The sequence below is a fragment of the Deltaproteobacteria bacterium genome (assembly GCA_030654105.1).
GTDB lineage: Bacteria > Desulfobacterota > SM23-61 > SM23-61 > SM23-61 > JAHJQK01.
This window is the reverse complement of the sequence record JAURYC010000251.1, coordinates 1-12,420: the sequence shown is the minus strand read 5'-3', so window position 1 is coordinate 12,420 and position 12,420 is coordinate 1. Positions and strand designations below refer to the sequence as shown.

The 12,420-nt window shown below is 46.5% G+C and carries 14 protein-coding genes, 1 rRNA gene and 1 other RNA gene; 1 reads left to right on the top strand and 15 read right to left on the bottom strand.

The window, feature by feature from the left end:
* From Q7V48_10620 to murJ, 12 genes are all read right to left on the bottom strand, one after another.
* Positions 1-864: ribosomal RNA gene (locus tag Q7V48_10620) — 16S ribosomal RNA — on the bottom strand; the annotation flags it as partial.
* 285 nt (positions 865-1,149) lie between these two features.
* Positions 1,150-2,694: a ribonuclease Y gene (gene rny / locus Q7V48_10615; protein ID MDO9211180.1), complete on the bottom strand. Its 1,545-nt coding sequence runs from the start codon at positions 2,692-2,694 to the stop codon at positions 1,150-1,152.
* A 303-nt stretch (positions 2,695-2,997) separates the two neighbouring features.
* Positions 2,998-3,186, bottom strand: a non-coding RNA gene (gene ssrS / locus Q7V48_10610) — 6S RNA.
* A gap of 6 nt (positions 3,187-3,192) precedes the next feature.
* A complete protein-coding gene (locus Q7V48_10605) occupies positions 3,193-3,519 on the bottom strand; it encodes a cell division protein ZapA (GenBank protein MDO9211179.1) in 327 nt (108 codons plus the stop codon).
* A complete protein-coding gene (zapB, locus tag Q7V48_10600) occupies positions 3,485-3,730 on the bottom strand; it encodes a cell division protein ZapB (protein MDO9211178.1) in 246 nt (81 codons plus the stop codon). Before zapB ends, Q7V48_10605 begins: the two co-directional genes overlap by 35 nt.
* A 226-nt stretch (positions 3,731-3,956) precedes the next feature.
* Complete coding sequence (locus tag Q7V48_10595) at positions 3,957-4,247, bottom strand: hypothetical protein (GenBank protein ID MDO9211177.1); 291 nt, start codon at positions 4,245-4,247, stop codon at positions 3,957-3,959.
* 8 nt (positions 4,248-4,255) lie between these two features.
* On the bottom strand, positions 4,256-4,843 hold the full coding sequence (locus Q7V48_10590; GenBank protein MDO9211176.1) for a hypothetical protein: 588 nt from the start codon (positions 4,841-4,843) through the stop codon (positions 4,256-4,258).
* A 534-nt stretch (positions 4,844-5,377) separates the two neighbouring features.
* Positions 5,378-5,740, bottom strand: a complete 363-nt coding sequence (locus Q7V48_10585) for a (2Fe-2S) ferredoxin domain-containing protein (GenBank protein ID MDO9211175.1) — start codon at positions 5,738-5,740, stop codon at positions 5,378-5,380.
* On the bottom strand, positions 5,737-6,312 hold the full coding sequence (locus tag Q7V48_10580; GenBank protein ID MDO9211174.1) for an ATP-binding protein: 576 nt from the start codon (positions 6,310-6,312) through the stop codon (positions 5,737-5,739). Before Q7V48_10580 ends, Q7V48_10585 begins: the two co-directional genes overlap by 4 nt.
* Before the next feature lie 3 nt (positions 6,313-6,315).
* The gene (locus Q7V48_10575; GenBank protein MDO9211173.1) at positions 6,316-6,660 is read right to left on the bottom strand and encodes a DRTGG domain-containing protein; all 345 of its coding nucleotides are present in this window, start codon (positions 6,658-6,660) and stop codon (positions 6,316-6,318) included.
* Between the two features lie 156 nt (positions 6,661-6,816).
* Positions 6,817-7,464, bottom strand: coding sequence for a (Fe-S)-binding protein (locus Q7V48_10570; GenBank protein MDO9211172.1), 648 nt, complete (start codon positions 7,462-7,464; stop codon positions 6,817-6,819).
* Between the two features lie 251 nt (positions 7,465-7,715).
* Positions 7,716-9,287 (bottom strand): murein biosynthesis integral membrane protein MurJ, encoded by a 1,572-nt coding sequence (gene murJ / locus Q7V48_10565; protein MDO9211171.1) that lies wholly within the window; start codon positions 9,285-9,287, stop codon positions 7,716-7,718.
* Positions 9,288-9,533: 246 nt separating this feature from the next.
* Here murJ and rpsT point away from each other — a divergent pair, with 246 nt between their 5' ends.
* A complete protein-coding gene (rpsT, locus tag Q7V48_10560; protein MDO9211170.1) occupies positions 9,534-9,806 on the top strand; it encodes a 30S ribosomal protein S20 in 273 nt (90 codons plus the stop codon).
* A 193-nt stretch (positions 9,807-9,999) separates the two neighbouring features.
* On the opposite strand, the gene holA is transcribed toward rpsT, so the two are convergent.
* From holA to Q7V48_10545, 3 genes are all read right to left on the bottom strand, one after another.
* Positions 10,000-11,025: a DNA polymerase III subunit delta gene (gene holA, locus Q7V48_10555; GenBank protein MDO9211169.1), complete on the bottom strand. Its 1,026-nt coding sequence runs from the start codon at positions 11,023-11,025 to the stop codon at positions 10,000-10,002.
* A gap of 254 nt (positions 11,026-11,279) precedes the next feature.
* A complete protein-coding gene (gene lptE / locus Q7V48_10550) occupies positions 11,280-11,831 on the bottom strand; it encodes an LPS assembly lipoprotein LptE (protein MDO9211168.1) in 552 nt (183 codons plus the stop codon).
* Positions 11,804-12,420 (bottom strand): hypothetical protein (locus tag Q7V48_10545; GenBank protein MDO9211167.1); only part of this gene is annotated, 617 nt, incomplete at its 5' end. The genes lptE and Q7V48_10545, both read right to left, overlap by 28 nt.

Here is a 12,420-nt window from a genome sequence, read left to right as displayed (position 1 = left end):
GGGGTCAATACCCGCAACACCTAGTACTCATCGTTTACGGCGTGGACTACCAGGGTATCTAATCCTGTTTGCTACCCACGCTTTCGCGTCTCAGCGTCAATATCGGTCCAGGTAGCCGCCTTCGCCACCGGTGTTCCTCCTGATATCTACGGATTTCACTCCTACACCAGGAATTCCACTACCCTCTCCCGTATTCAAGTCTGCCAGTATCCAGTGCACTTCCTGGGTTGAGCCCAGGGCTTTCACAACAGACTTAACAAACCGCCTACACGCGCTTTACGCCCAATAATTCCGAACAACGCTTGCACCCCCCGTATTACCGCGGCTGCTGGCACGGAGTTAGCCGGTGCTTCCTCTGTTGGTACCGTCAAGCCTAAGAGATATTCACCCTTAGGTAGTTCTTCCCAACTGACAGAGCTTTACGATCCGAAGACCTTCCTCACTCACGCGGCGTTGCTGCGTCAGGGTTGCCCCCATTGCGCAAGATTCCTCACTGCTGCCTCCCGTAGGAGTCTGGACCGTATCTCAGTTCCAGTGTGGCTGGCCATCCTCTCAGACCAGCTAACCATCGTTGCCTTGGTAGGCCATTACCCTACCAACTAGCTAATGGTACGCGGGCTCATCTTGGAGCAATAGCTTGCAAGCCTCAGCCATCTTTAATCCCAAAAACCATGGTTTTCAGGATCTTATTAGGTATTAGCACCCCTTTCGAAGTGTTATTCCTAACTCCAGGGTAGATTACCCACGCGTGACTCACCCGTGCGCCACTTTACTCTCCCGATTGCTCAGGATTTCTCGTTCGACTTGCATGTGTTAGGCACGCCGCTAGCGTTCGTTCTGAGCCAGGATCAAACTCTCCAGTTAAATTGTTGGTCAAAGTTTTTTAAAACTTTGGCTTTTAAAACGAAGAATAGACCCAACGACAAGAATTTTGCTATTTAGTTTTCAAAGAACAAGATCTTTTGGAAGAATTTTAATATATAACTAATTTAGAAGGTTGTCAAGGAAAAAATTTAGGAAAAATCTGCTTGAATTTTTCTTTGGAGTAAATTTATTTCCTTAATTATTTATTACTATAAAGTATTTCTTTTTGCTTGTCAACCTAAAAATTATTTTTCCTTCCCTACTCTCTATTTTCCTCTTCCCTTCTTATTTGGCGTATTCCACCGCGCGAATTTCCCGGATGACCGTGACCTTAATCTGACCCGGGTAACTCAATTCGTTTTCTATTTTCCTAGCAATATCTCGGCTCAGCATGCAGGCATCGGCATCGGAGATCTCTTCATTTTCTACAATCACGCGAATTTCCCTTCCGGCTTGAATCGCATAAGCTTTACTAATCCCCGGGAATGAGTAGGCAATTCTTTCCAGGTCTTCCAGCCGTTTTACATAAGTCTCCAACATTTCTCTACGGGCACCCGGCCGCGCTGCGGATAAAGCATCGGCGGCCTGGATCAAAATAGCGATGATGTTCTGGGGTTTTTCATCATCATGGTGGGCGGCAATAGCGTGGATGATATTGTGAGCTTCCCCGTATTTTTTGGCTAAATCGGCCCCGATCAAAGCGTGAGACCCTTCTACCTCATGGTCTATTGCCTTGCCGATGTCGTGTAAAAGCCCTGCTCGTTTGGCTTGTTTTATGTTTACGCCGAGTTCAGAGGCCATCGCTCCAGCAAGAAAGGATACTTCCAAAGAATGCTGAAATACATTCTGAGCAAAGCTGGTACGGAATTTCAACTTTCCAAGCATCTTAATCAACTCTGGATGGATTCCATGGACTCCAACATCAAAAGTCGCTCGTTCTCCGCTCTCCCGAATTTCCTGCTCAATCTCTTGCTCTGCTTTGGCCACGATTTCCTCAATCCGCCCCGGATGGATGCGGCCATCTGTGATTAAGCGTTCGAGGGTGATGCGGGCTATTTCGCGGCGAATGGGGTTGAAGCCTGAAATGATCACGGCTTCGGGAGTATCATCGATGATCAAGTCAACCCCAGTAGCCGCCTCCAATGCTCGGATATTCCTTCCTTCTCTGCCGATAATCCGCCCTTTCATTTCTTCATTGGGGAGGTTGACCACGGTAACAGTCTCCGCGGCGACATAATCCGCAGCATAGCGTTGAATGGCCGAAGTGATGATTTCCTTCGCCCTCTTGTCTGCCAAACTTTGGGTTTCATCTTCGATTTTTTTGATAAGTTTGGCCGATTCATGCCGCATTTCGCTCTCTACAAGCTTCATCAAGCGCTCTTTGGCTTCTTCAGTAGACACTTCCGCAATACGCTCCAGCATCTGTCGTTGCTCTTCGATCATAGCGGAATATTTCTTTTCCTTTTCGTTGATGATCTTTTCTTGCTGAAGCATGGCCTTTTCTCGTTTGGAAAGAGCAGCTTCTTTTTGGTCGAGAAGGTCGACCCTCTTTTCCAAATTCTCTTCTTTCTGGAGCAACCGCTTCTCCATGTTATGGAGTTCTTGCCGCCGCTCCTTGGCCTCTGTTTCCAACTCTGCCCGGGATCGGAAGAAATGATCTTTCGCCTGGATTTCGGCTTCTTTCCGAATGGTTTCGGCTTTTTTCCTGGCTTCCTCGACTGCCTCTTTCGCCCTTTGTTCGGCTAAACGAGACCGAGCAGCTGTTACCTTTTTATGGAGGAGGAAACCGGCACCAAGGCCGATGAGTAAAACGGCCAGCGCCCCCCCTATCACTGGATAAAAGTCCACAATCGAAACTCTCTTTCCTCAAAGGGATGACCCGGGTATTTCTTCACCAGATTATCCCACAAAAAAATCTTGTTTTGATGTTTGATAAATTTTTGGGAAGGGAAAAAGGAAGAAAGCCAGGCTCAAGCGATTTCCAAATCTCTAAAATCTCTCGGCAACCTAAATAAATAAAATGCATAATCTTTTCCCTTCGGGGAAAAGATCTTCTTGTCCATTTTCCATGAATTTATTTGGAATGATCAAAGCCTGTTTTCCTTCAAAAATCTCCCCCTGCTCGCTTTTAAATATCCCCCCGCAAATGCCGTGGGATGCTTTCCTTTTGAACCTAGGTTTTCTAGGTGGGTGCCATATTATTGCTTTTGGCGTTCCTATACTCCTGCGGAATTAGGACAGGCCAGCCACAATAAGAGACAGCTCCCCTTTTTTTCTGTTGGCTCAAAGAATATCGCATCTTCACCAACATTGCAGGGGAAAAAGTACTCAATCCTCCTTGATTGCTGAATGAATCATTTCAATCAACCGACCCGATTTATCTTGGACCGTCCGAGTAAACTCACTTTGCTTTTCCAACACTTCAAAGTAATCATTGGCGATATTCAGGGCAGCCAAAATAGTCGCGTTCAAGGTCGAAATCGTTTTAGCGCCTTCAGTAATTTCCTGGATTTTTTGATTAACGTATTCGCCAATTTTTTTAACCCGCTCTTCCCCTTCATCGCTCTTTACGGTATATTCCCGCCCTAAAATTTCCAAACGAATTGCGTTTTTCATCATCTCAAGCCTGCTTGCTGGGGGAGATAATGTGGTCAATCCGGTTCAGTAAATTTTCTACCTTTTTTTTAGCCGTCTCCCGTTCTTCGGAAAAAAACACAACTTTCTCCCTCAGTCCTTTTAACTCCGTTTCCTTTTGTCCCAGTTTTTCGGCCAAGGCTGTTTTCTCAGTTTTCAGAGAGGCATAGGCTTCCACCAACTGGGTAATCTTTTCCTCCAAAACTCCAAGCGTATCAATTTCTTTGGTCATTTTAATATTTTTTCCCGCAATCTTTTTATGGGCGCTTATCCATAAATATAATGATAAATTTCGATAAAAAAGTCAAGGGATTTCCAAAACAGCGAAAAATGGGTTTCAGGGTTAAAGGATCCAAGGGTTCAAGGGTTTAAAAAATTATCCAGTTTTCAACTTTTCAACCTGCACACTGGATCCCTTCAACCCTGATTATTATGGTTTTAGCTAAGGAATCGTTTAATTAGGGGAAGGAAAAAACCAGTAAAGCCTTTCGCTGACCTTCACTCTTTAGAACGCCCATGGCGGTTGTTGCTGGTAGATTGGTGTCTTTCGTAATGATCCGAGTAATGGCTAATACCTTCAAGGCTTTCTCCAACTCTCCATCGCCCGCCGCGGCCAAGGGCGTTTGTGGGTGAGCAATAAAAGGACCAATGCCGATCATATCAAAGTCCAATTCTCTGAAAAGCTGGATGTCTGCAGCCAGGTCTTCATCGGTTTGTCCTGGAAGTCCCACCATGTTCCCTGAACCCACTTCGTATTCTAACTCCTGCAGAGCCAGCGCAAGGCCTTCAATCTCTTGGCTAATTTGTGACCTGCCCGAAGAGTCTTGAAGAGGTCGGTCGAAGCGGTCTCGTGTTTTAAGAGATAGCGGTCCGCGCCAGCCTTTTTCCAGGCATAGTAATCGGCATACCTCCTTTCTCCGACGGCAAGGGTGATGCTTAGGTTTGTTTGCTCTTTGATATCGCGGATCAGGTCTGATAGACGATCCCGGGTAAACCAGGGGTCCTCTCCTGATTGCAAAACAATTGTTTGCAATCCCTGAGACCGGGCCTTTTTCGCAGCCTGCACAATCTCTGCAGTGGACATCCGGTAACGAACAAGTCTATGGTTATCCCGGCGAAGGCCACGATACAAGCAATTCTGGACGCAGAAGTTGGAAAATTCCACGATCCCCCGAAGGTGGATTTCATCACCAACCCAATTCTGCCGGACCCAGTCAGCCGCCGCCCAAAGGAGCTCATTTTCTTCCCGCTCTTTGGAAGAGAGGAGAAGAAGGATTCCCTTGAAGGAAAGTTCATTCCCCTCCACTCCGGCTCTAATCGTGTGCAAAAATTCTTGACGAACCATAAAAAATCAAAGTTCGGAGTTCGGTGTTTGGAGTTCGGAGTCTTGATTATGAAATCATGCTTTTTCTCCGACCTCTGAACGAATAACTCCGAACTGTTTTTTAAAAGAAAAGGTCCCTCTTCCCCCCTTCAATCTCCAACAAACGTTTGGCCGTCTCTTCCCGAATTTTTTTCAATATGAAATACTTTTGCCACAGAGAACTCAGAGAATTATTCAAATCTAAAGCAGAATGTCGAAAAATGGAAAAAGTAAACTCGCGGCAAGGTGACCTTCGGCCACCTTGCACGCTCGCATTCTCGGGCGGGGCATTAACCCCGCCCTCGACCAAAGGGATGCGGCGCCCCTTTGGAAACCCAGCCATTGGTTCCCCGCAGCAAGCTGCGGGGTATTTATGACTTACTAATCAAAATCCCAATGCCGCAATCCTGAATCTAATTAATCTTTGAATTTGGCTGATTTCGTTTTATTGGGAATCTATGTTTTCTTGCTTAGAATTTCTTTTTCTGTGTTCTCTGTGCCCTCTGGGGCTGAAATTCATTTCTCCTGAGCGAAGACGAACTCATTCACCACCCGTCCGCCTAAGATGTGTTCCACCACGATCTTCCGAGCCTTATCAGGACTGACCTTACCGTAAGTCACCTTTTTTCCCCGGGATCGAAAAATATCCATTAGGGGTTCTTGTTCGCAGAATCCGGCACACCCGCTCTGGATCACGGTTATGTTTTGAGCATTCTGCCGGGCCAATTCATCCTTGATCGCTGCCATGACGGGACGGGCTCCCGCAGCGATGCCGCAGGTTCCCATACCTACCACCACTTTGATGGCCTTCTCGCCATTGCGGAGGTCCATCTCCCTTTGGGTTTTTTCTCTGATTTTTTTCAGTTCTTCGACGTTCACCTCAACACCTCCATAACTTTGGGAAAGGTAGCCGCCCCAATCTTTTTCAATCCGATCTGAATACCCTGCCGCACAAAATCTAATACCGACGGGTCATCCAGGCCGACTGGCCCGAGAATCTCTCGCATCTCCCGGGTCTCCAGGAAGTAAATTTGACCATCCACCCGATGTTCATAAAAGAAGTCCACCTCCGGGTTGCCGGAGATGAGAACGCCCAGGGTTTCCCCCATATCACCCAGTGGAGCCCGGTCAAAATGATCAAGACGAAACCGGGCAATTACCCACGTTCCCTTCCCTTCTTCGGAATGGACCTCCAGATACCCCCCCGTACGCTCGGTAGCCTCCTTGAACAAGGAAAGGCCTAAACCAACTTCCCGGGTTGTTCGTGAAGTGAAGAAGGGATCCATCACTCGCGACAAAACCTCCTGAGAGATTCCCCGGCCGTTGTCTCTCACTTCGATCATCAAAAGATCTTCCGCCAAAGCCTCGCGGATCCTGATATCGACTCGTGTTGCCCCCGCAGCCAGGGAATTCTGGACGATATCCAAAATATGCATGGAGAGGTCTTGCATCTTTTAACGCTCTCCAGAAATTCTCAGCTGATAAAGCCGACCTACCACTTCGAAAGTTGGCAGGTGGGTGCGGAAGATAGGGACCATCTTTTCCACGGCCTTCTCGATCGTGTCCGGATCTGGCTTCGCCCCATTGGCCAGGAGTATCCCCGAAAGGTCGCGCATTACCGCGATGGCTACAATGTTTAGATGCGTCTGCCGGGTCACCCACAGGTCTCCTTCAATGGAATTGGCTAAGACATCGCTCAAAAGATCGGAGGCATACCCGGTTTTGACCTCGGCTTCTACCGGTACGTTCCGGGTCATGAGTTCCCACTCCAAATGTCCTGCTAAATCTTTTAGTTTCATTGATTAATCACCCGTTTTAAAATTGAAAATCCGAATTTCGAATATTGAAATTCAAAATTGCTCTGATTTCGGATTTAAGGTTTTAGATTGATGATTTATAATTTTGATTTTTCAATCTGCCATCTACAATTTTTTCTAACCTGGAGCGGATAACCTCTATTTTTGAATTTTGTGCTTGGAATTTTGAACTTTCGTTTTCATCACATAGAGGCATTCTTTTCCCCGGGCATGGCCTTGAACCACATCCTCGGCAAAAACTAAACAACTGGGACATCCGCAAGCCCCGCAATCGATTCCCGGGAATTTTTTGACCATTTCATCAATGCGGCGCAATTTTTCCATGGCCTTTTTTAGATCCTCATCCAAGCGCATCCCAGGTCTGGGATGCACAGGGCCCATCCAGCGTAAACCCTCCTTGTCCAACGAAACCTTATTTTTCTTATTTCCCGCCCCTTTTCCATTATTCCTTAGCCGTTCTTCTAAATGATATTTGGCCCAAAAGGGGTTCTGGACGGTCAGCGGTCCCCCAAGGCATCCGCCTTGGCAGGCCCAAGCTTCGATAAACCGTACTTCATCCAGCAAGCCGCTCTCCGCCAATTCCAGAATTCTGGCCACGTGGTGGATTCCATCCACAATCAAGGTGGCTGGTAATCCTATCTCCTTGCTTTCTCCACCAGCAATAGCCCACTTCATCCCGGAAATTGTAGTCTCAGGCCATGGAGAGTTATCAGGAACTTCCTTTTTCCGGAGAACTACGACTTTCAATGGGTTATAAAGATCGACCAAGGGGATGGCTCCTGCCAACACTCCTCCTTTGGAAAGTAACCCCTGTACGGCCTCTGCCTAGGCCAGGCAAGGAACGATATAATACAAGCCTTTGGCAAGGTCTCCATTGCCTCCTTTTTTCCAGTTCTGGGCCATGATTTGATAGGTTAGGGATTTAAGAAGTTATACAAGAGGATCGTATAAGAAGACAATTTTTTGACTATCTTCAAGATGCTGGAAAAAGGCGGAAGGCAAACTGGGCAAGGTATAAGGCAGGAATTCAAGAAGTTTTACGGATTATTTTTTATTTTTTTCCTAACAATCTCCATTACCGAGTACATTTCTTCACCACCCAGGAAATAACTAACTCCCCCGTAACCCACCATGCCAATCAGAACAGCACCAAGAAGAAGGGCGATCTTTTCCAGCGTTGCCCCGGGTGTATGCCAGGGGCCACCTGCACATATTAGGTAAGCCACTGCACCCATAACAACAGAGGCAACAAGGCTCTTTAAAAAAGAATGAAATATTTTTTGGGCCCCAATCCGCCCTAACTTCTTCTTCAAAAGAATCACGAGCAAAACGAAATTTAGCCCTGCAGCCAAAGACGTTGCCAAAGCTAAGCCAGCATGCTTCAGCGGAATCATCAGGACAGCCCCGAATCCGGCGTTAGCCAAAAGCGCTAAAAAAGCCACTTTAACCGGGGTTTTGGTATCCTGGAGGGAATAAAACGCCGGAACAATGATGCGCACACCGGCGAAAGCGGCCAGGCCCAGCGCGTAAAAGAGCAAAGCTTGCGCGGTCATTTCGGCCGAGTGAGCATTGAAAGCACCGCGCTGGAATAACAGGTTAATAATGGGCAAGCGCAGGACAATGAGCCCAACCATGGCAGGCAAGGTAACGAAAAATACAAGGCGCATAGCGAAGGAAAGAGTCTCCTTCATTCCCTGCACATCGTTTTTCGCCGTCTGCTCTGACATCATGGGGAGAATGGCCGTGGCGATGGCAATGGCAAAAATTCCCATGGGGAATTCCAAAAGTCGGTCGGCATAATAAAGATACGAAATGCTTCCCTCGGGAAGATACGATGCCAAAAAGGTGCTTACCAAAACATTGAGCTGGGTTACCCCCAAACCCAGTACCGACGGAGCCATCAACAAACCAATACGTTTCACTCCGGGGTGGGAAAGGCGGAAAAGGAACCGCACCGCGATTTTTTTTCTGCGAATAAACGGAATCTGGAATAGGAGTTGAACGATTCCTCCCAATAGAACGCCAAACGCCAAGGATAAAATGGGCTCTTTCAGAATCCCGGAAAACAAAAGGGCACAAGCAATGATCGCCAGATTGAGGAGTACAGGAGCAAGCGCTGGCGCAGCAAAGTGTTTCCATGAATTTAATATCCCCATGGCCAGGGCCACCAGCCCGATAAAGAAGATATAAGGAAACATGAGGCGAGTGAGCAATACAGTCAGTTTGAATTTTTCCGGCTCCAGAGAAAAGCCATAGGCCATGAGTTTGATGATCCAGGGAGAAAAAAGGACACCCAGCCCGGTCAAAAGGATTAAAACTATGGCCAATACAGAGAAAGAAGCACTAACCAGTTCATCTCCCTCTTCCTTTGACTTCTGGCTGATATATTCCGAATAAACCGGGATAAAAGATGCCGTGAGTGAGCCCTCTCCCACTAAACGTCGCAGGAGGTTGGGGATCCGAAAGGCCACGAAAAAAGCATCTGTGGCCATGCCGGCCCCAAAGAGTTGGGCCACGATCATATCCCGGACAAAACCAAAGATTCTGGAAAGGAGTGTGGCCCCCCCAACCACGCTGGCTGTTTTGGCAATTTTTCTTTTTTCGCTCATAAACCCTTATTTGGGACGCAGATAAACGCAGATAAACGCAGATAATAATTATTCAAATTAAAATAGCTAATTGCCGAATATAAAAATTTTTCTTTAAGCATTATTAAAAAATCATGGTAATCTGCGTTCATCTGCGTCCCAATAATTAAAACTTGACATTCATGATATTCTATTATTTAATAAAATCAAACTTTGCGCTATGTGCTATGCTCTTTGCGCTTAGCGTTTTTAATTTAAGGAGGTATCTTGGCCACCCATGTTTCAGCCCTAAAAAGGGCCCGTCAGAGTAAAAAACGGCAGTTGCGCAACACTGCGGTTAAATCGGTCCTTAAAACTTTTTCCAAAAAAGTAGTGAAAGCCGTCGAAGGAAAAAACCTTGGCGAGGCGCAGAAGGCCTTGGCCAGCGCCATCCCTATTATCCAGAAGGCTTCATCGAAGAAGGTCATTCATAAGAAGACTGCAGCGCGTAAAATATCCCGTTTAGCGAAAAAGGTAAATGCTCTCACCCCTCCGGCTTGAATCCTTCCCGATCCAAGAATTTATTGGGACGCAGATTACAATGCAAATGCCCAAAGGCCAGATTAAAAATTATTTCAATTTTTTATTCATTATTTTGCTCTTGGCATTTTAAAGGATCCTGAAAATCTGCGTTTACCCTGTTAGATAAGAAAAATCCAACAAGGTGAATCTGGGTCTAAAAAAAATTGCTTTTTCATTTCCCTCTTGCGTTCTGGATCTTACCCCTTCCGAGAAATAACAAATCCCAAAGATATTTTTCTAAAATAAGTCCCTTATCTAAACGGCTGGATTTGAGTTCCAGATCTGTTTCTCTGGTAAGCGGCCAAATTTGCTCCAAGGCTGAGGGAGAAAGTTTATCCACCTGTTTCCAAAAATCATTCGCCCTTTGGGGCAAAATTCTCAGCTTGGTCTCTACCTCTTTCTTGGAGCAGCTCTCTGCCCTTAGTTCACGAGCCCTCCGGATCAAACGGAGCTGGCGGAGAATTAGCGAAAGGAGGAGAAGGGGCGGGTTTCCCTGTTGTAAATTTTTCCGCAAAAGGCGTAATGATTTTTCCCAATCCAAATGACCAACAGCCCAGGGTAGTTCAAATGGGCTCTCTTCGCGGATATCTTCCGTAAGGGCCAAAACATCTTCTTCTTGAATAAATTTTTTTGTTCCTGGCTTTAAAGTTAATTTTTGCAGCTCAAGTTTGAGCTCCTGCAAATTTGGTCCAATCCTTTCCAGTAACAGGGATAGGGCTTCATCGGATATGGAATGGCCCAGTTGTTCTGCCTGGAAACGAATCCAACGAATCAACTCCCTTTCATAAGGAGGGTAAAATGAGACGACCGCCCCATTTTTCTCCAACGCCTGGAAAAATTTGGTCCGCAGGTCGACTTTCTCACCGATAAAAACAGCGCAGGTAGAAGGGTTTGGATTGGCAAAATAATCGAAGTAGGGAGCCGGGCCTTTACTCCATATGACATCCGCTTGACGGATTACGACCAACCGCCGGGGAGAATTTAATGGAAAAACCTGGAGACTCCCAAGAATCGCTTCCGGAAAATCCTCTTCAGCGTCCAGTACCTCCCGATTGAAGTCCAAAGTCGCAGGATTGAGAGCCTTTTCTTTGATTTTTTTCAAGGCCTCTTCGATTAACCATTCTTCTGGTCCATAAAAATAATAGAGGGGTAAGATTTTACCCCCATCAATCTCTTGGAATAACTCCTGTGATTTCATATTATCGGGACGCAGATTGGCGCAGATAAACGCCGATAAAAATGTAAAATTAAAAATGACTTTTTTCTGTTCCGTTGAACATCATTCCGTGAAAACGGAAATCTATGATAAAAATAAGACCTGGATTCCTGCTTCCGCGGAATGACAACCTTTTTGGCCGATATTTCATAGTTTTTCAAAACGGTAAATGGATACCATTTTGCATTGGCATTTAATACTATCCTGAAAATCTGCGTCCATCTGCGTCCAAAAATTCAAAAATTCTCCAGGATCAACTCATGGATCTTCTCTGCCAGGAGCAAAGAGATATGTCGAACAGCGTCCTTCTTGTTGTTTTCTGTGATGGCCAAGTCGGACACCACCGGATAATTCCACCATTCACTCAATTCTTCTTTAAAGAAAGTTTTCCCGTCCCTTTGCCTTCGGAAAATGATTTCAACGGTTAAGGTAGCTCGGTATCCCGTGGTTATCTGAGTTCCTCCCGTCACAGCCACGGAGGTTGTGGTGAAAGACTTTACGGTTCCCGTTAGCAAGGCATCAGCCGAATTTTGCCCGCTTACAGATAGACGTTTGGCAGAAATAAATTTATCCACCAAAGCGCTGGTAACTTCGCTTTCAATCCCTGTTTGCTTGGTGCGATTGGCAAAAATAGGAACGGCTACTGAACGTACATCCGGGGGGAGGTTGGTTCCTCCGCCCTGAAAATGGTAACCGCAACCCGTGAAGAAAAGGGCCCCGAAAAAGATAAAATACCAAGTACATCGCCAGAAGAAATTTTTCAATCGATCACGATCATGACCTTGCATTCTTCCAAGAAGGTCCCTTTCTGGGTAAATGGGGCAACTCGTTTGGCCTCTTCCGAAGATAAAATAATATCTGACGGATTGCCCGGATTTACTTTGAATCCCTTAACCGTCAGCGGGTTTTTCCCCACGCGGGGATTTGTCTGGGCTGCGGTCAAATCTTTGGAGTAAAGTGCCAGACCGCTTTGGGCTGCTTTTCCGCGGGGAACATACATTCCCTGGTACAATTCCAGTCCCTTCTCATCCAGGACTTTGGGAATCAACGCAGCCCGCATATTAAGCCCCCGCGTATCGACTACTAGGCCAGTGTACGGGGGTAGGTCAGCAAGTAACGGTTGGGGCTCCGGCTTTATCACTGGCTTTTCTTCTGCTCTAACTTTCGGTTGTTCTGCGGGAGGAACTTCTACTTTTCTTTCCGGGGGGACGGGTAAAACCGGTATACTGGGTTTCTGGGGCGCTAAAGGTAGAGGGGACGCCGGGGGTTTGGTTATAGGCAATTCTTTCGGTAGGCTGAACATCAAGGCCATGAAATCCCCGCTCAAATTCATGGCCACGGTCACTTCAATGGCCCCATCCGATAAATATCTCCTCA

Bases quoted from the DNA above. Each gene is read 5' to 3' on its own strand.
- lptE (MDO9211168.1), bottom strand. From the start codon at position 11,831: ATGCAAGGTCATGATCGTGATCGATTGAAAAATTTCTTCTGGCGATGT.
- holA (MDO9211169.1), bottom strand. From the start codon at position 11,025: ATGAAATCACAGGAGTTATTCCAAGAGATTGATGGGGGTAAAATCTTA.
- Q7V48_10575 (MDO9211173.1), bottom strand. From the start codon at position 6,660: ATGAAACTAAAAGATTTAGCAGGACATTTGGAGTGGGAACTCATGACC.
- murJ (MDO9211171.1), bottom strand. From the start codon at position 9,287: ATGAGCGAAAAAAGAAAAATTGCCAAAACAGCCAGCGTGGTTGGGGGG.
- Q7V48_10590 (MDO9211176.1), bottom strand. From the start codon at position 4,843: ATGGTTCGTCAAGAATTTTTGCACACGATTAGAGCCGGAGTGGAGGGG.
- Q7V48_10580 (MDO9211174.1), bottom strand. From the start codon at position 6,312: ATGCAAGACCTCTCCATGCATATTTTGGATATCGTCCAGAATTCCCTG.
- zapB (MDO9211178.1), bottom strand. From the start codon at position 3,730: ATGACCAAAGAAATTGATACGCTTGGAGTTTTGGAGGAAAAGATTACC.